Consider the following 16409-nt stretch of genomic DNA (forward strand, 5'->3'; position numbering starts at 1 on the left):
CTTATTTGATACGGCAGAATCAATCCTGTTTCATGATTGGATGAATTCAATCTAGCATCAAATATTTAGGGGATAAAATAACAAATAAGCATATTTATATAATTATCAATTATATGAATAGTTGGCTTTAGTGGTACTTAGCTAATATTTGGAAAATAGGGCTATTTTCCTAATCGTTTATACAGTCTTTCTGGGCGCCCGATTTTTCCATGGTTAAGTTCAACAGTTAATAATTTTGTTTGAACACAATGTTCTAAATATCGTCTGGCGGTCGTTTTACTGATTTGGGCATTTTCGACTATATCATCTACGGTTAATGGTTTGTCTGTTTTCATAAACAAATCCTTAACTTTTTGTAAGGTGATTTCTTCTATCCCTTTTGAGTGACGATTAATACCGACAAAATCTTTCGTTTGTAAATTAAAAAGCTCATCAATTCTTCGTTGATTGACATGTTTTTGTAGGCTTTGTCGATATAAGAACAGCTCAAAACGTTCTAACGAATGTTTTAAACGTTGATAGGACAGCGGTTTTATTAAATAATCAAATGCCCCCAAGCGAATTGCTTTACTACAGGTATCCATATCACTAGCCGCAGTGATGAAAATAACATAACAATCAAGATGATTATTAATGATATATTCAAAAAGATCGATACCTTTACCATCTGGTAAATAGTTATCTAATAAAATTAAAGTTGGTTTTAATTTATCGATCATTATTTTTGCTTCAGCTAAATTGGAGGCAATACCGATAACTTTTACTTTGGTATCACGTTGAATGAAATCAGCATTTAGCTCAGCTAAAATCGGCTCATCTTCAACAATGAGTGCTTTAATCATATCATCTTTTACTTGATTCATACTTTCTTATCCCTCATGTTATTTGGGTATAAAAACCGAAAAAATTGCACCGTAAGGTTCATTATCTTCAAATGTAATATAGCCATTAGCTTTCTTTATATAAGTTAAAACGAGATGTAATCCTATGCCATGATCCTTAGCATTTTGTGATGTCACGCCAGGTTTGAAAATGGAGTCACGAATCTTTTCATCTATACCGCAACCTTGATCGCTAACTTCCAAAACAATTTCATCCGTCGCATCGCTGAGATATAACGAAATCGTTTTATCTCCACGATCGTTTTTCAAACTGGCATTGAATGCGTTATCAAGTAAATTACCTAAAATAGACATAAATTCTGTTTCGGTAATTGAATCGGGTAATGCATTTAACTGGCATGCAGGATCGAAAACCAGCTTTAAACCAATTTCATGTGATTTTGAATATTTACCTATTAGCAGACCACATACAGCAGGTACTTTAAAATGTTCAGTAATAAAATCTAATTTAGCTTGATTATCGGCTGAGTGTAGCGCAATAAAAGACTCCGCTTCTTGGTAACGCTTCATATAAATCAAGCCAGATAATGTTGCCATCCAATTAAGATGCTCATGTCTTAATGTGCGCAAATTATCCACATATTGATTAACTTGAGTTAATTGCATGCTTAATAAGTTGATATCATTGTAGTTACGGAACGTAATAACCCAACCTTTAATCTTATTATCAACCAAAATTCGTACTCGATTAGCAATAACAATAATATTATTAAAATAACAAATATGATCATGTATATCTTGGATCTGATTATCATTTCCACATATAAATTCTGTTGATTCAATAAAATCCCATAAAGGTTGGTGAATCAATTCATTATCATTGACTTTAATTTTTAACATTGATCTTGCAGATTGATTGATATTCATAATTTTATAATCAAGATCAATAGCAATGACGCCCTCAAAAATGGATTCCATAATTGATTTCTGACTTTTTACCAGTAATGCAATATCTTTTGGCTCCAAATTAAACATCTGTCTTTTGATTGCCTTAGAAAAACAAAAAGAAAAGATAAACAAAGCTAAAAATAGTAATGAACAAAAAAGGATAAAAGGTATTACTTGCTTGATATGTAATGCATAAATATCATCAATCATATAACCAATTGAGACTATTCCAATGATTTTACCTTGATCGACTATTGGTGCTTTGCCTCTTAATGCTAACCCAAGTGAACCTTCACTAATAGTAACACTACTATTGCCATTAAGTACTTGTTGATTATCGTCACCAATCATGGGTGAAAATAGCGCATTATTGGCAGTATGAAAAAGTCGATGGGCATTTTCATCACCAATAACTATATAACTTGCATCACTTTGTTGAAAAATATCAATTACTAAATCGGCTATTTTATTTGTATCTTTTTCTTTAACATATTGTATCAAACTCGGAACTACAGCTAACTCTCTTGCTTGAACTTGCGCTTTTTCACCTAAACTGCGATATAGATTCGTTTCTGTTGTCTTCCAAATATAACTTTGTAATAGAGCTAATATAATCAATGAAAAGATCAAAAGAGATAAAAATAATTTCGTAGTAAATGATAATTGAATCTTCTTTCGCATTTTTACATTTACTTTTCAAATTAAAGTAGAGGTGAGTGTAACACAGCATAAAAAAACTTTGAGCCATTAAAACCATAAAAACCACAGTTAAAGTATGATTTATATCACAAAAATGAGATTCATATTTTGTCACTATACGCGCCAATTAATTCGAACAAATCAAATCATTTTGGAGAAAAAATACATATGGTGGATTTCAATTCAATTGGAAAAACGCATAATCAAGAAGAATCAACGAGTAAGCCTGTCGAGCAGAAATTACAAGGATGGCCTTATAATTGGTGGCGACTCATGGACAATTATAAAATTGGTGTAATTCCACTTCCATTATTTATTATTGCTGGTATTCTTATTTTCACCGAAGTGTTAGTAACAGGTAAGTTACCGAGTGAAATCGTTGTTATGGTTGTCACTTGTGCATTTTTTGGCTTTTTGTGTGGTGAAATTGGTAAACGTCTACCGATCGTTGGTAAAATGGGTGCAGCAGCAATCTGTGCAACCTTCATTCCATCTGCTTTAGTTTATTATGGAATTCTTCCTACGCCAGTTGTTGAAGCAACAACTAAGTTCTATAAAGATACACATATTCTTTATTTATACATTTGTTGTATCATCGTTGGTAGTATTATGAACATGGATAAGAAAACACTTATTCAAGGTTTCTTAAAAATCTTTGGACCGATGGTATGTGGTGAGATTGTCGGGATGCTTGTTGGCGTTGGTGTCGGTTATCTACTTGGTTTAACACCGTTTGAAACTTTCTTCTTCTTGGTATTACCTATCATGGCTGGTGGTGTCGGTGAAGGTGCAATTCCACTTTCAATTGGCTACGCAGCAATTTTGCATATGGAACAAGGTGAAGCCTTAGGTCGTGTTTTACCGATCGTAATGTTAGGTGGGTTAACGGGTATTATCTGTGGTGGTGTGCTTAACCGTATTGGTAAAGCTTATCCACATTTAACAGGTAACGGACGATTATTACCAGCGTCAGAAGAAGACGAAATTACAGATAAAAAAGCAACAAAAGCAGATTCTGTTATCGATGTGACAACATTTGCTTCAGGTGTATTATTAGCCGCTATCCTTTATATGGTTGGTATGATTGGTCATAAAGTGACGGGTATTCCAGCGCCAGTAGGGATGTTATTTGCAGCTGTATTTGTTAAATTAATATCTGGTGTTTCACCGAAAGTATTGAGTGGTTCACAAGTCGTTTACAAATTTTTCCAAACGTCTGTAACCTATCCAATTTTATTTGCGGTAGGTGTGGCAATCACTCCATGGGATAAAATTGTTTCTGCATTTACGTTAACTAACTTAGCAGTCATTGTTTGTACCGTAGTGAGCTTAGTAACAACAGGCTTCTTTGTAGCGAAAAAATTAGGTATGTATCCAGTAGATGCAGCTGTTATTTCATGTTGTCAAAGTGGTCAAGGCGGAACAGGTGACGTTGCAATATTAACCGCAGCGGAACGAATGGAGTTAATGCCATTTGCACAAATTGCAACCCGTATTGGTGGTGCGATTAATGTATCGGTATCGTTACTTATTCTCGGCAATTTCTTAGTATAGTTAAATTTTTTTAACAACAACCTTAGCCTAGACTAGGGTTGTTTGTTTTTATTTTATAGTAATAATTAATACAAACAGCTTTTAAGGAGTACTCATGAAGCTTGTCAGTTATCTTGTCTCTGGTAGAGCAAGTTTTGGTCTTCTCACTAATCATGGTATTGTTGATTTAAAACAAAAATTTGGTGATAAATATGCTGATTTGAAATCATTACTTGCTGATGAAGAAGGCTTGTCGCTAGCGAAAACCTATGTTAATGCTCCAAGTGACATTAATGAGCAAGATATCACTTATTTACCGGTTATACCGAATCCAAATAAAATTTTATGTGTTGGCATGAATTATGCTGAAAAAAGAGCAGAGTTTAATGAAACCAGTTCAGCACCAACATTATTTGTTCGTTTCCCTGATTCACAAACAGGGCATAAAACAAATATTCTCAAACCAACTATTACCAATGAACTAGATTATGAAGGTGAACTTGCCATTATCATTGGTAAAGGTGGTTTTCGTATTAAGCAAGAAGATGCATTATCACATGTAGCGGGTTACAGTTGTTATATGGACGGTTCTATCCGCGATTGGCAATATACTTGGTTTACGGCAGGTAAAAACTGGCCAAGTACAGGTGCGTTTGGTCCATGTTTAACCACGACTGATGAGATTCCTGATCCTACCGCATTATCTTTAACGACCTATTTAAACGGTCAGGAAATGCAACACGATTATGTCAAAAACTTAGTCCATACTGTGCCTGAACTTGTTTCTTATATCAGTACTTTTACCCGTTTATCTCCTGGCGATGTTATTCTGACAGGTTCACCGGGTGGTGTAGGTAAAAAACGTAATCCTCCAGTATTTATGAAAGATGGCGATAAAATTGAAGTTGAAATCTCTGGAATTGGTCGTTTAACTAACTATGTGGTAGCAGAAAAATAGGTGATATTATGTATAGTTTAGTCGATTTTTCAGTGGTAGATATCTCTAAATCATTAACTGAACGAGAACAAATTATTCGTTTGTTAACGCTATCGGATCTAAACTTAGACCCTCAAGTCCATATATTTATCGTTGCTTACATGGACGGTAAAATGGTGGCTTGTGCTGGCATTGATGACAATATTATTAAATGTGTTGCGATTGACCCCGATTATCGTGGAAATCAGCTTAATTTGACTTTGTTGGATAACGTTATCAAATATGCTAATGAGCAGGGGCATTTTCATCTCTTTTTATATACTAAACCTGAAAATATCGACTTTTTCAAAGGGTGTGGATTTTATCCTATCGTCGAGGTAAATAATCTTGTCGTATTAATGGAAAATACCCCCGTTGGAATTAAGCAATACTGTAAATATTTAAGTGAACACCGTAAGGAAGGGAACAAGATTGGCAGTGTAGTGATGAATGCTAATCCATTTACAAAAGGTCACCAACATCTTTTACAATATGCTGCCAGTCAATGTGATTGGCTTCATGTTTTTGTCGTAAATGAAAATGTTTCACTATTCCCATTTGATGTGCGTTTGCAGCTCGTGAAAGAGGGATCGAAACACTTAAAAAATGTCACGGTACATGCAAGTTCAGCCTATATTATATCGAGAGCAACATTTCCTACTTATTTTTTAAAAGATAATGATAAAATTGATTACGCTTACATGGGGATCGATTTATTAATTTTCCGCAATTATATTGCCCCAGCACTGAATATTACCTATCGTTTTGTTGGAACCGAGCCCTACAGTCAAATAACTAATGCTTATAATACTTCAATGCGTTATTGGTTACAGGATAAAGACGTTAGTCCTTATCCGGTTGTGACGTTGGTTGAAATTCAGCGCATTCTTGAAGGGGAAGATATCATATCCGCTTCGTTGGTTAGAAAATTACTGGCTGATGAGCAATATGAAGAGGTAAAACGATTAGTTCCAGAAACAACATGGAACTATCTAGAGGCTAATTTAGATTCAGTCAAAAATTTAATTCGTTCAAAAGGTAACTAAATGAAAATCAAGAAAGAAGCCATGGCTGGCACTCTCGAATCAAGCGATTTGTTAGTGAAAGTCACTCCTAATACAGGAATTGAAATTGTTATTAATAGTGATGTTAATAAGCAATTTGGCGATCAAATACGCGCCGTTGTAGAGCAAACCTTAACAAGTCTTAATGTGACTGACGGTTTAATTATTATTGATGATAAAGGCGCTTTAGATTGTGCGATTAAAGCTCGAGTACAATGTGCAGTATTGCGTGGCGCAGAAGAAGAGAACTTAGATTGGAGTAAATTACTATGAAAAAATTGCGTCGAAGTATGTTATTTCTGCCGGGTGCGAATGCCGCGATGTTATCCACTTCGTTTGTCTATAAGCCTGATTCAATCATGTTCGATCTTGAAGATGCAGTATCATTAAAAGAAAAAGATTCTGCTCGTTTATTGGTTGCACAAACATTACGTCTTCCGGTTTATAAAGAACATGGAATTGAAACTGTTGTTCGAATCAATGCGCTCAATACTCCATTTGGATTAAAAGATCTTGAAGCTGTTGTGAGAGCAGGTGTTGACGTTGTACGTCTACCGATGACAAATAGTGCTGAAGATATCCATGAACTTGAAGCTCACGTTGAACGAATTGAAAAAGAGTGTGGTCGTGAGGTTGGTAGTACTAAATTAATGGCAGCTATTGAATCTGCGTTAGGTGTAGTAAATGCTGTTTCAATCGCAAAATCTTCACCACGTTTAATTGGTATAGCGTTAGCTGCGTTCGATTATTTAGTTGATATGCAAACTGAGCGTGGAGACGGTACCGAACTATTTTATGCACGTTGTGCTGTTTTACATGCAGCGCGAGTGGCGGGTATTGATGCATTTGACGTGGTTTATTCTAACGTTAATGATGATGAAGGCTTCTTGAAAGAAGTTAGCTTAATCAAAAAATTAGGTTATAACGGTAAATCACTGATTAATCCAAGACAAATTGAATTACTACATAATGCTTATGCGCCAACAGCTGCAGAAGTTGAAAACGCACAAAAAGTGGTTGAAGCTGCTGAAGAAGGTGAAAGAAAAGGGCTTGGTGTGGTTTCATTAAATGGCAAAATGATTGATGCACCGATTATTGCACGTGCTCAAAAAATTATTGAGCTAGCCAAATATTCTGGTGTACGTAAAGAAATTTGATAGGATTAAAAAATGACGACTTCTATAGACAAAAAAATTGATGATTTGCTAAAACAGCATCCTGATCTAAAAAATATTGCACCGTTTGTTGATGCTAATGCAACAACGCCTTATTTAAAAGATGAGTCAAAATACACACGTAAATTATGTGATTCTATCGAACAAGCAATTCATAAATGTGAATTACGTGATGGAATGACGATCTCTTTCCACCATGCTTTTCGTGAAGGTGATAAGGTCATTAACAAAGTTGTTGAAACGATCAGCAGACTTGGTATTAAAAACTTAACGTTAGCATCAAGCTCATTGTTAAGTTGTAACTCAGCCTTGATTCCACATATTGAAGCAGGTGTAATTACCAAAATTTATACCTCTGGTTTACGAGGTAAATTGGCTGATGCTATTTCACATGGATTAATGGATAATCCTGTTCATATTCACTCACACGGTGGACGAGTAAAACTTATTCAAAGTGGTGAAATTAACATTGATATCGCATTTTTAGCTGTTTCAACAGCTGATGAACAAGGTAATGCGAATGGTGTATCGGGTAAATCTCAATGTGGTGCATTGGGTTATGCGATGGTTGATGCGCAATTTGCGAAAAAAGTAGTCTTGTTGACTGAAGATATCGTTGGTTATCCAAATCATCCGGCAAGTATTCGTCAGGATCAAGTCGATTACATTGTTAAAGTTGATGAAGTTGGTGACCCGACTAAAATCAGTGTCGGTGCAGCGCGAATTACCAGCAATCCACGTGAGCTAATGATTGCTCGCTATGCTGCGGATGTCATCGAGTATTCTGGCTATTTTAAAGACGGCTTCTCGATTCAAACCGGTTCAGGTGCGTCTTCAACGGCAGCCACCCGATTCTTAGAAAATCGTATGCGAGCTAAAAATATTACTGCCTCATTTGCATTAGGTGGTATTACAGCAAGTATTGTTGATTTACATGAAAAAGGGTTAGTTAAACGTTTACTTGATACGCAAAGTTTTGATGGTACCGCAGGACAATCTTTAGGTAAAAACCGAGATCATATCGAAGTTTCAACCAATGTCTATGCAAACCCTGCATCGAAAGGGGCGAGTGTGGATGAGTTAGATATTGTTATCCTTAGTGCATTAGAGATCGATCTTGATTATAACGTTAATGTATTAACGGGATCGGATGGTGTTATGCGAGGTGCGTCTGGTGGTCACTGTGATACCGCTGCTGGTGCAAACTTAACCATTATTGTTGCGCCATTAATTCGTAGCCGTATTCCAACTGTGATTAAGAAAGTGACCACTGTTGTAACACCAGGTGAGAGCGTTGATGTGCTTGTAACTGACCATGGTATTGCTGTTAACCCTAATCGTCCAGAAATCGCTGAACGTTTAAAAGCAGCAAACTTGCCGGTGATGAGCATTGAAGAGCTTTATCAACGTGCGGTGTCATTGACTGGTGAACCAAAACCAATTGAATTTAATGATAAAATTGTTGGTATTGTTCATTACCGAGATGGTTCGGTGATTGATGTAGTACGCGAAGTTAAAGACTAACTAACTTGCAATAGCATGACATGATGACATGCTATTGCCTTCTTTTATCTAAATAGCAGACAAAACCACAATGATAGTAAAATTTGATGATGGTACGCCAATCACGCTTGAACAGATGTTACTTGCGAAAGAAAAACGAGTTGCCAATCAACTTTTTTCAATCACACACTATCAACAACCAATCATCTCACTTTGTTTGGTTATTCCAGGGGCTATTAAAAATAGTAGTGGAGCACATTATCTATTTAATCAAGCGATCCAAGCATTACATCACTGTTTGAGTACAAACAATATTACTATCGTGAATGAACAGCATTATCATAAAATCACAGGGTTTGAAGCGATTATTTCGGTAGCTTGCCAAACAGAAAAGTTAAAACAATTTTGTATTGATATTGAAGATAATCATCCTTTAGGACGATTATGGGATATTGATGTTATTGATCCCACTACCCAACAGAGCCTTTCTCGAGCTCAATTTGAACAACGTCCAAGGCAATGTCTAGTGTGTGATGAAGTAGCAAAAATTTGCGGACGAGCCAAACGACACTCACTTGATGAGATATTTACCGCAATTCAAAATAAAATTATCCATTACGGCAAATAAGATTTAAAATTCATTATCAAAATCAATTAATTAAATCTTAAAAGGATTGATGAAAAAGATTATAATAGCGGAAATCATCAACCCATAATTTAATTGTATAATTAAAGCTAAATAGCCGCTAATGCTTGTTCTAAATCACCGATTAAATCATCAATATCTTCTAATCCAACTGAAATGCGTAATAGTTGATCGGAAATGCCAGCCGTCTTACGTGCTTCGGCGCTAATTCCTGAATGGGTCATCGTTGCAGGGTGACAGACTAAGCTTTCAACTCCACCTAATGATTGTGCCAACGTAAATATATTCAGCGCTTTTAAAAATTTAGGCATAACGTCAGCATTACCGACCAATTCAAAACTTAAGAGGGAACCAAACCCTTTTTGCTGTTTTTTTGCGATATCGTGACCAAGATTAGAGGGTAAAGATGGATGGAAAACTTTAGCAATTTTAGGATGATTCACTAAAAACTCAACCACCTGTTTAGCATTGTCTTGTTGTAATTTGACACGAGCAGCTAAAGTACGTAATCCACGTAATAATAAGTAGCTATCAAATGATGACGTTAATGTACCAATATTATTTGCCCACCATAAGACATCTGTTGCTAATTTTTGATCTTTGAAGACTAAAATACCAGCCAATAAATCGGAATGACCATTTAAAAATTTGGTACAAGAATGGGTGACAATATCGGCTCCAAGTTCTAATGGCTTTTGTAGAATAGGTGTCATAAAAGTATTATCTACAAGTACAATTGCACCAACTTCATGTGCTTGGCGAGTGATCGCTTGAATATCGACAACACGCAATAGGGGATTACTTGGTGATTCAATTAAGACTAATTTAGGACGTAGATTTAACGCTTCTTTCAATGCAACAGGATCGGACTGATCAACAAATTTTGCTTTAAAATGACCTCGTTCGCTTAAGCTATTAAATAACCGATAACTGCCACCATAGCAATCATGAGGCGCAACCACTAAATCATTAGGGGATAATAATGCAACGCTAACTAAATGGATAGCTGACATTCCACAATTCGTTAATATGGCATCGGCTCCACCTTCTAATTTTGCCACGGTTTGTTCAACTAATCGTCGGCTAGGATTCGATTTTCGCCCATAATCAAATTCTCTGGGTTTTGCAAACTCTTCATAGCGGTAACATGTTGAAGGTGTAATCACTGGAACGACACTACCGTATTGATCATCAGTATTTAAGCCACCCCGGACAGCAATCGTCCCTTGATTCAAATTAGCACATCGGCTTTGATTGTTAGATTGATTAGCCATAATAATCTTCCTAGACCTCTTGATTTATTCTTAGATATCAGTTGTATAAGAATAACACAATTAATAAAGCCGTCAACATGTCTAGACGTCTAAGTATCTTGGTGTGTAGATTGCAGTAAAACAAAAAAAACGTTAAAATTACCTATATTATTTGTGATGTAATTTGGTGGAAAAATGATGAAATGGAATGGCGACTATATCAGCCCTTATGCAGAGCATGGTAAAAAAAGTGAGCAAGTAAAAAAAATTACTGTCTCAATTCCGTTAAAAGTTTTAAAGATATTGACTGATGAACGTACTCGTCGACAAGTGAATAATTTGCGTCATGCAACTAATAGTGAACTTCTTTGTGAAGCTTTTTTGCATGCTTATACAGGTCAGCCTCTACCATGTGATGAAGATCTACAAAAAGATCGTGAAGATGGTATTCCACTGCAAGCTCAAAAAATGATGAGAGATTTAGGTATAGATCCTGATCTTATTGATGAATAAGCAAGTATATTAGCTTTATTTGGTTATCATCGTGTTGCATCACTGAAAAAAGCATATAAAAAAGGCGCATTAAGCGCCTTTTTTATGATGATAACGAAAAAATCGTTACAACAAAAACTATTTTTTACCGCCAACCATTGAAAAACGTTGTTTAAATTTATCTACACGTCCACCAGTTGCAACATCACGTTGTTTACCAGTATAGAATGGGTGACACTCACCACATACGTCAAGATGAATATCATGACCAATAGTTGAATGAGTTTTGATAACATTACCGCAAGAACAAGTTGCTGTAATTGCTTTATATTCTGGGTGAATACCTTCTTTCATAATAAACCTCTAAAGTTGGTTCGTATCGCTATATAAACGGCTGTAAAAGCAAAGTCTACACACCATACGAGTGTTAAAAAACATGATTAAGGTTGCGAATTATACGCCTTAAAGCATAGGTAATCAAGCAATAAAAGACCCGTTTAAACCGGTAACTGACCAATAGTTACTTGCAATTCAACCTTTTCACCGTTTCGCAATACTACTATGGGGACAGTTGTGCCTGGTTTCAACTCGGCTATTTGATCCATAGTTTGAATAATGGATTTGACAGGCTTGTTATCAACCATAATTAAAATATCATTAGATTGTATTCCTGCTTGTAATGAGGGGCCTTCGGCATTAGTAACTAAAATACCTACTACAACCGGCATATCACTTGGATTTCGGGTTGGGGTAAACTCTAATCCATCAATACCAATATAACCACGAATAATTTTACCATCTTGAATAAGTTTATTCATGATCTTCACTGCTAATGCAGTTGGAATGGCAAAACCGATACCTTCTGGTACTTCATTTCCTAAATTTTTAGCAAAGGTTAAGGTATTAATACCAACTAGCTCGCCTTTAGTATTGACTAAGGCTCCACCAGAATTACCATGATTAATTGATGCATCAGTTTGAATGAAGTTCTGTCTCCGATAAGGGCTAAGTCCATCCCGGCCTGTTGCACTGATAATCCCTTGCGTAATGGTTTGTCCGATATTATATGGATTGCCAATGGCTAAAACGACATCACCAATTTTAGGTTCACGTTTAGAATTAATTCGAATAGTTGGAATATTCACTGCTTCAATTTTTAATACAGCAATATCAACTAACTTATCTGAACCTACTGATAGAGCTTCAAAAATTCGACCATCTTGCAACGCTACAATAATTTGTTCTGCGCCATCTACTACATGATAATTTGTAATGATATAGCCTTTATTGCTCATAATCACACCAGAACCTAAAGGCGTAATCGGATTGCTTGCTGATTGTTGAGACATCGCATTAACTGAACGGCTGTAAATATTAACAACAGCAGGAGCGGCAGCTTTTACTGCATCTGAATAACTTATGGGTTCATTATCAAAAATTGATCTTGAAAAATTTGATTGGGTACCATTGCGTAAAGTAGGAAAAATTATCAATAGAACAATGGCTAAAACAGTTCCAATCAATATGGGCCATAAGATTTTTTTGAGCATAATTTTTCAAATGATAAAAAAGTGATGAGGGAATTTTAACACATCCAACAGAATTATAAATATTGATAATTTTCGTCGATACAAAATAAAGTATCGACGAAATAAACAAAGTTTACTTGGTTTAGCGTAAGATTAAGTATAAACGGCTATCACCACGAACAATGTTAAGTGCAATTGCAGAAGGTTTACTATCAATAACCTTACGAAGATCAGCAATATTGTTAACGCGGGTTTTATTGACGCCAGTAATCAGATCGCCTTCTTGTAGACTCAATCGAGAAGCAGGCGAATTTTTAGCAATGCTTTCAATAACTACACCTTTTTGACCTTTTACATCGCCATTTGTCAGTGTTGCACCATCAAGAGAGGAGTGTAAAGATTTTGCTTCGGTACTTGATTCATCACTATTTTTTAGTTTAACACTAACGCTTATTTCTTTGCCATCTCGAATTAAACCTAACTGTACTATACGTCCTACACCAGAGGTGGCTATTTTAGCACGTAATTCAGCAAAACTATCAACAGGTTTACCATCCATTGATACAATGACATCGCCTGATTTTATCCCTGCCTCTTTCGCGGCTGAGTCGTCAATAACTTCACTAACAAATGCACCTTTTTGTACATCTAAATCAAATGCTTTAGCAATATCTGATGTAAGTTCATTCCCTTTAATGCCAAGCACTCCACGCCTAACTTCACCATACTCAACCAGTTGAGACGTTAAACTTTTTACCATGTTACTTGGAATGGCAAAACCGATACCAACATTTCCACCACTAGGAGCGATGATAGCGGTATTAATCCCGACGAGTTCACCATTTAAGTTAACCAATGCACCACCTGAGTTACCTCGATTAATTGAGGCATCGGTTTGAATAAAATTCTCAAAACCATTCATACTTAGACCACTACGAGCGAGTGCAGAAATAATACCTGAGGTTACAGTTTGACCAATACCGAATGGATTACCAATCGCAACAACATAATCACCTACACGAAGTTTGTCCGAATCGGCTAATTTTATTGCTGTTAATTTTTTAGCGTCTTCAACTTTCAATAATGCAATATCGCTTTGTGGATCTTTTCCAATTAATTTTGCTTTAAACTCATGGCCATCATTGAGGGTAATGGTAATTTTATCTGCATTATCAATAACGTGATTATTGGTTACCACATAGCCTTTTTCAGCGTCAATTATTACTCCTGAGCCTTGACCGGTGAATGCTCTTGATTGACTGTCAGGATAGCCAAAAAATCGTCTAAATTCTTCTGGCATATTATTTTGCATTTGAGCAACACCTTCGACTTTGATACTCACAACCGATGGTAGAACTGTTTCTAACATAGGGGCTAAGCTTGGCTGTTCGGTAGAATTACCAGCAGGAATTGAAGGAAAAGATGCATAAGCATTTGAAAATAATGATAAACTCATGCTTATACTTAAAGCAACAACACTTAATAATTTTTTATGTTTTTTTAATGAATTGTTCATTTTACAACTCTCACTATTTAAAAATTTTAAAATTAACAGAAATATTTACCTGCGTAGTTCTGTGAAAAAATAACATTAAGATCGATGTTCATCCGTTTTGAATAGATTAGAAGGATTGTCAGAGTAATCTTTAGGTTGATTTTCGACTATTAATTTATGGCTTGAATCTGAATTATTATTTACTTCAAGATTCATATTTGGCATATTTTCGTTTCCCATAATTTGTTGAGAATTTTCAGCCATATGTTGATAAAGTCGTCTAAACTCTTTAGCCATGTTATCTAATATTTCAGCACTGTGAGAAAAATGTTTAGCAATCATTTGTTTTTGCGTTTTTAGTTCTTCTTGTGCTTGCTCTAATTCACGTTTAACACTTGCGAATCGACGGGCTTTAGGACTAAGGACATTCATGAAAATAGCACCAATAATAAAGCCCATAACTAATCCAATCGAAAGATAGATGATTATGTCTTTTTCCATACTTCACTCCTTGTATTTTTCGTAGTCTGATTAGATAAAACTTATATTAAATCATTGGTAATCATTTTGCATGGTTAGCAAGTTTAATCAATTGTTTTTTTAATTTATTTGGTGCATTTTCTGCTATTGCATACAAATAATTTGCACTAGTTGCTGTTAGCACACTTGTCATTGTAGCATTTTTTGATGAACAATTAATACTTTGTGATACCGCTAAACAAATATCGGGATTAATTCGATACTGAATAGAGGATAAAGACGGTAATAATTTTTTTCGAATTCCTGATATTAATTTACTCTGTTCGTATTTTAATCTGGTCAGCCAACTTGCAGAGCTCACCTCAATAATAAGAATCCCTTGACGATAGTTAGAAACTCTACATTGTGGTTTCAAGGGAGAAGGAAGTAAATCATGCACTACACTAGATAATTTGTTGAGTGCAGAAATTCTTTCTTTTATCTGTGATAAAGAAGAATTTTGCGTCAAAATCGACGTTAATATCTGCGGTTCATTATCACGCATAGATTAACCTCTGCTCTAATATCAAGTTAATTTTTCTATTTTGAAATTACAAATACATTAGTTAACTAATGTAACTGATCTTTAGCGAAATGTCTCATTAAAAAAATAATTTACAGATAGTTAAATAATTTTTTTTAAAAGATTTAATCTCTGACATTGTAATAATAGTTAGTTATTTCGTTAGATTAATTGATTAATTACTGACACGATAATACGAATTGACCATGTCGAAGTGAATTATTTATAAATTTTTCCAATTTTAATTAAAGTTAATCTGATTTAAATAATCAATAAAAAAATTAAAAAATAAAAAATTGAAATAACCCAAAAAAAGACGTATTTTAGATAATCAAAATAAGTTATCGGTATTAGTTAATTAAAAAATAATAAATACAATTAAAATAATAATATATCCGAATCGGTATGAATATAAAGGAATGGTCCATTGCTCTGTTTTTTCAATATAGCATCGTGTTAATTTATGACTATTTTTGACACGATATATCCTATTCTTTATCCACAAATTTTTGTTAACTGATTAACAAAAACACAATTGCAAACCGAATTTTTTAACACTCAAACAATTTATATAACTGTCTGATTAATTGAATTTAATCTTATAAAAATAAGTACAAAGCAACTATTTGATATGCAATTAAAATGAAACATAAGGAGTATTTTATGGCGAAAACGTTGACTAAAAATTTCAGTCAAGTTGGCGAAGGTTTAATAAATGGGTTAACAGATATAACAAGCCACAATCGTTATACTTTGACAGTCGATGAACTTGATTCGCCTATTTCGGTTTTTTCAGTGGAAGGTCAGGAGCAGTTAAGCCAGCTCTGGCATTATACCATCACATTTACCAGTATAGATAAATCATTATCTGTTGAGAGTTTTCTCAACAAATCAGCATCATTTTCATTTAATCCGATAGCAAACAATGCATTAAGTATAGCGATACGTGAGTTAGGTGAGTTTTTACCGGAGAATGAACCCCGAAAAATTTATGGCATTATCACTCATTTCAGTCAATTATCGGTTAATAAAGACGAAGCGCATTATCAGGTTGTGTTAACGCCAAGGTTAGCGAGGCTGGGACTCAACCGAAATAATGCAATATTTCAAAATCAAAATGTTGTCAGTGTGATAGAAGAGGTACTCAGAAGCCATGAATTTAGTGGCGTCGATTATCGGCTGGAGCTGAAAGAGCAATACCCGTTGAGGGAG

16 protein-coding genes and 1 pseudogene are annotated in these 16409 nt (G+C 35.0%); 9 read left to right on the forward strand and 8 right to left on the reverse strand.

The window, feature by feature from the left end; all coding sequences use genetic code 11:
* Positions 1-161 precede the first annotated feature (161 nt).
* Both ACKJXD_RS09285 and ACKJXD_RS09290 read right to left on the reverse strand, forming a co-directional pair.
* On the reverse strand, positions 162-863 hold the full coding sequence (locus ACKJXD_RS09285; RefSeq protein WP_294828312.1) for a response regulator: 702 nt from the start codon (positions 861-863) through the stop codon (positions 162-164).
* Between the two features lie 18 nt (positions 864-881).
* Positions 882-2471 (reverse strand): ATP-binding protein, encoded by a 1590-nt coding sequence (locus ACKJXD_RS09290; RefSeq protein ID WP_430876130.1) that lies wholly within the window; start codon positions 2469-2471, stop codon positions 882-884.
* Between the two features lie 279 nt (positions 2472-2750).
* Between ACKJXD_RS09290 and ACKJXD_RS09295 the strand changes: the two are divergent.
* From ACKJXD_RS09295 to citX, 7 genes and pseudogenes are all read left to right on the forward strand, one after another.
* Positions 2751-4043 (forward strand): annotated as a pseudogene (locus tag ACKJXD_RS09295) (2-hydroxycarboxylate transporter family protein); the annotation flags it as partial.
* 94 nt (positions 4044-4137) lie between these two features.
* The gene (locus ACKJXD_RS09300) at positions 4138-4980 is read left to right on the forward strand and encodes a fumarylacetoacetate hydrolase family protein (RefSeq protein ID WP_430876131.1); all 843 of its coding nucleotides are present in this window, start codon (positions 4138-4140) and stop codon (positions 4978-4980) included.
* A gap of 8 nt (positions 4981-4988) precedes the next feature.
* Positions 4989-6044 (forward strand): [citrate (pro-3S)-lyase] ligase, encoded by a 1056-nt coding sequence (gene citC, locus ACKJXD_RS09305; RefSeq protein WP_065559669.1) that lies wholly within the window; start codon positions 4989-4991, stop codon positions 6042-6044.
* Entirely contained in the window at positions 6045-6335 is a 291-nt protein-coding gene (gene citD / locus ACKJXD_RS09310) for a citrate lyase acyl carrier protein (protein WP_065559668.1), read from the forward strand.
* A complete protein-coding gene (gene citE / locus ACKJXD_RS09315; protein WP_065559667.1) occupies positions 6332-7219 on the forward strand; it encodes a citrate (pro-3S)-lyase subunit beta in 888 nt (295 codons plus the stop codon). The genes citD and citE overlap by 4 nt, the downstream gene beginning before the upstream one ends.
* Positions 7220-7231: 12 nt before the next feature.
* Positions 7232-8761 (forward strand): citrate lyase subunit alpha, encoded by a 1530-nt coding sequence (gene citF, locus ACKJXD_RS09320; protein WP_220215744.1) that lies wholly within the window; start codon positions 7232-7234, stop codon positions 8759-8761.
* A 70-nt stretch (positions 8762-8831) separates the two neighbouring features.
* Complete coding sequence (citX, locus tag ACKJXD_RS09325) at positions 8832-9368, forward strand: citrate lyase holo-[acyl-carrier protein] synthase (RefSeq protein ID WP_430876132.1); 537 nt, start codon at positions 8832-8834, stop codon at positions 9366-9368.
* 107 nt (positions 9369-9475) lie between these two features.
* Here citX and metB read toward each other — a convergent pair whose 3' ends face one another.
* On the reverse strand, positions 9476-10660 hold the full coding sequence (metB, locus tag ACKJXD_RS09330) for a cystathionine gamma-synthase (RefSeq protein ID WP_430876133.1): 1185 nt from the start codon (positions 10658-10660) through the stop codon (positions 9476-9478).
* A 174-nt stretch (positions 10661-10834) separates the two neighbouring features.
* Here metB and metJ point away from each other — a divergent pair, with 174 nt between their 5' ends.
* Positions 10835-11152 carry a met regulon transcriptional regulator MetJ gene (metJ, locus tag ACKJXD_RS09335; RefSeq protein ID WP_220215741.1) on the forward strand — a complete coding sequence of 106 codons (318 nt, stop codon included), beginning with the start codon at positions 10835-10837 and terminating at the stop codon, positions 11150-11152.
* 117 nt (positions 11153-11269) lie between these two features.
* On the opposite strand, the gene rpmE is transcribed toward metJ, so the two are convergent.
* The 5 genes from rpmE to ACKJXD_RS09360 form a co-directional block, all read right to left on the reverse strand.
* Positions 11270-11485 carry a 50S ribosomal protein L31 gene (gene rpmE, locus ACKJXD_RS09340; protein ID WP_065559662.1) on the reverse strand — a complete coding sequence of 72 codons (216 nt, stop codon included), beginning with the start codon at positions 11483-11485 and terminating at the stop codon, positions 11270-11272.
* Positions 11486-11628: 143 nt separating this feature from the next.
* Positions 11629-12681, reverse strand: a complete 1053-nt coding sequence (degS, locus tag ACKJXD_RS09345) for an outer membrane-stress sensor serine endopeptidase DegS (protein WP_294828295.1) — start codon at positions 12679-12681, stop codon at positions 11629-11631.
* Between the two features lie 121 nt (positions 12682-12802).
* Entirely contained in the window at positions 12803-14176 is a 1374-nt protein-coding gene (locus tag ACKJXD_RS09350; protein WP_430876134.1) for a Do family serine endopeptidase, read from the reverse strand.
* A gap of 75 nt (positions 14177-14251) precedes the next feature.
* Complete coding sequence (locus tag ACKJXD_RS09355; RefSeq protein WP_220215738.1) at positions 14252-14656, reverse strand: YhcB family protein; 405 nt, start codon at positions 14654-14656, stop codon at positions 14252-14254.
* A gap of 61 nt (positions 14657-14717) precedes the next feature.
* On the reverse strand, positions 14718-15179 hold the full coding sequence (locus ACKJXD_RS09360; protein WP_430876135.1) for a DUF721 domain-containing protein: 462 nt from the start codon (positions 15177-15179) through the stop codon (positions 14718-14720).
* A gap of 681 nt (positions 15180-15860) precedes the next feature.
* On the opposite strand from ACKJXD_RS09360, the gene ACKJXD_RS09365 reads away from it, so the two are divergent.
* A partial coding sequence (locus ACKJXD_RS09365; protein ID WP_430876136.1) for a contractile injection system protein, VgrG/Pvc8 family occupies positions 15861-16409 on the forward strand: 549 nt, incomplete at its 3' end.

This window comes from Gilliamella sp. G0441 (genome assembly GCF_050589305.1).
Lineage (GTDB): Bacteria > Pseudomonadota > Gammaproteobacteria > Enterobacterales > Orbaceae > Gilliamella.

Coding starts and splice junctions, on each gene's coding strand:
- citF (WP_220215744.1), top strand. CDS start 7,232: ATGACGACTTCTATAGACAAAAAAATTGATGATTTGCTAAAACAGCAT.
- metJ (WP_220215741.1), top strand. CDS start 10,835: ATGATGAAATGGAATGGCGACTATATCAGCCCTTATGCAGAGCATGGT.
- citX (WP_430876132.1), top strand. CDS start 8,832: ATGATAGTAAAATTTGATGATGGTACGCCAATCACGCTTGAACAGATG.
- ACKJXD_RS09285 (WP_294828312.1), bottom strand. CDS start 863: ATGAATCAAGTAAAAGATGATATGATTAAAGCACTCATTGTTGAAGAT.
- metB (WP_430876133.1), bottom strand. CDS start 10,660: ATGGCTAATCAATCTAACAATCAAAGCCGATGTGCTAATTTGAATCAA.
- degS (WP_294828295.1), bottom strand. CDS start 12,681: ATGCTCAAAAAAATCTTATGGCCCATATTGATTGGAACTGTTTTAGCC.
- ACKJXD_RS09355 (WP_220215738.1), bottom strand. CDS start 14,656: ATGGAAAAAGACATAATCATCTATCTTTCGATTGGATTAGTTATGGGC.
- citE (WP_065559667.1), top strand. CDS start 6,332: ATGAAAAAATTGCGTCGAAGTATGTTATTTCTGCCGGGTGCGAATGCC.
- rpmE (WP_065559662.1), bottom strand. CDS start 11,485: ATGAAAGAAGGTATTCACCCAGAATATAAAGCAATTACAGCAACTTGT.
- ACKJXD_RS09300 (WP_430876131.1), top strand. CDS start 4,138: ATGAAGCTTGTCAGTTATCTTGTCTCTGGTAGAGCAAGTTTTGGTCTT.
- ACKJXD_RS09290 (WP_430876130.1), bottom strand. CDS start 2,471: ATGCGAAAGAAGATTCAATTATCATTTACTACGAAATTATTTTTATCT.
- citD (WP_065559668.1), top strand. CDS start 6,045: ATGAAAATCAAGAAAGAAGCCATGGCTGGCACTCTCGAATCAAGCGAT.
- ACKJXD_RS09350 (WP_430876134.1), bottom strand. CDS start 14,176: ATGAACAATTCATTAAAAAAACATAAAAAATTATTAAGTGTTGTTGCT.
- citC (WP_065559669.1), top strand. CDS start 4,989: ATGTATAGTTTAGTCGATTTTTCAGTGGTAGATATCTCTAAATCATTA.
- ACKJXD_RS09360 (WP_430876135.1), bottom strand. CDS start 15,179: ATGCGTGATAATGAACCGCAGATATTAACGTCGATTTTGACGCAAAAT.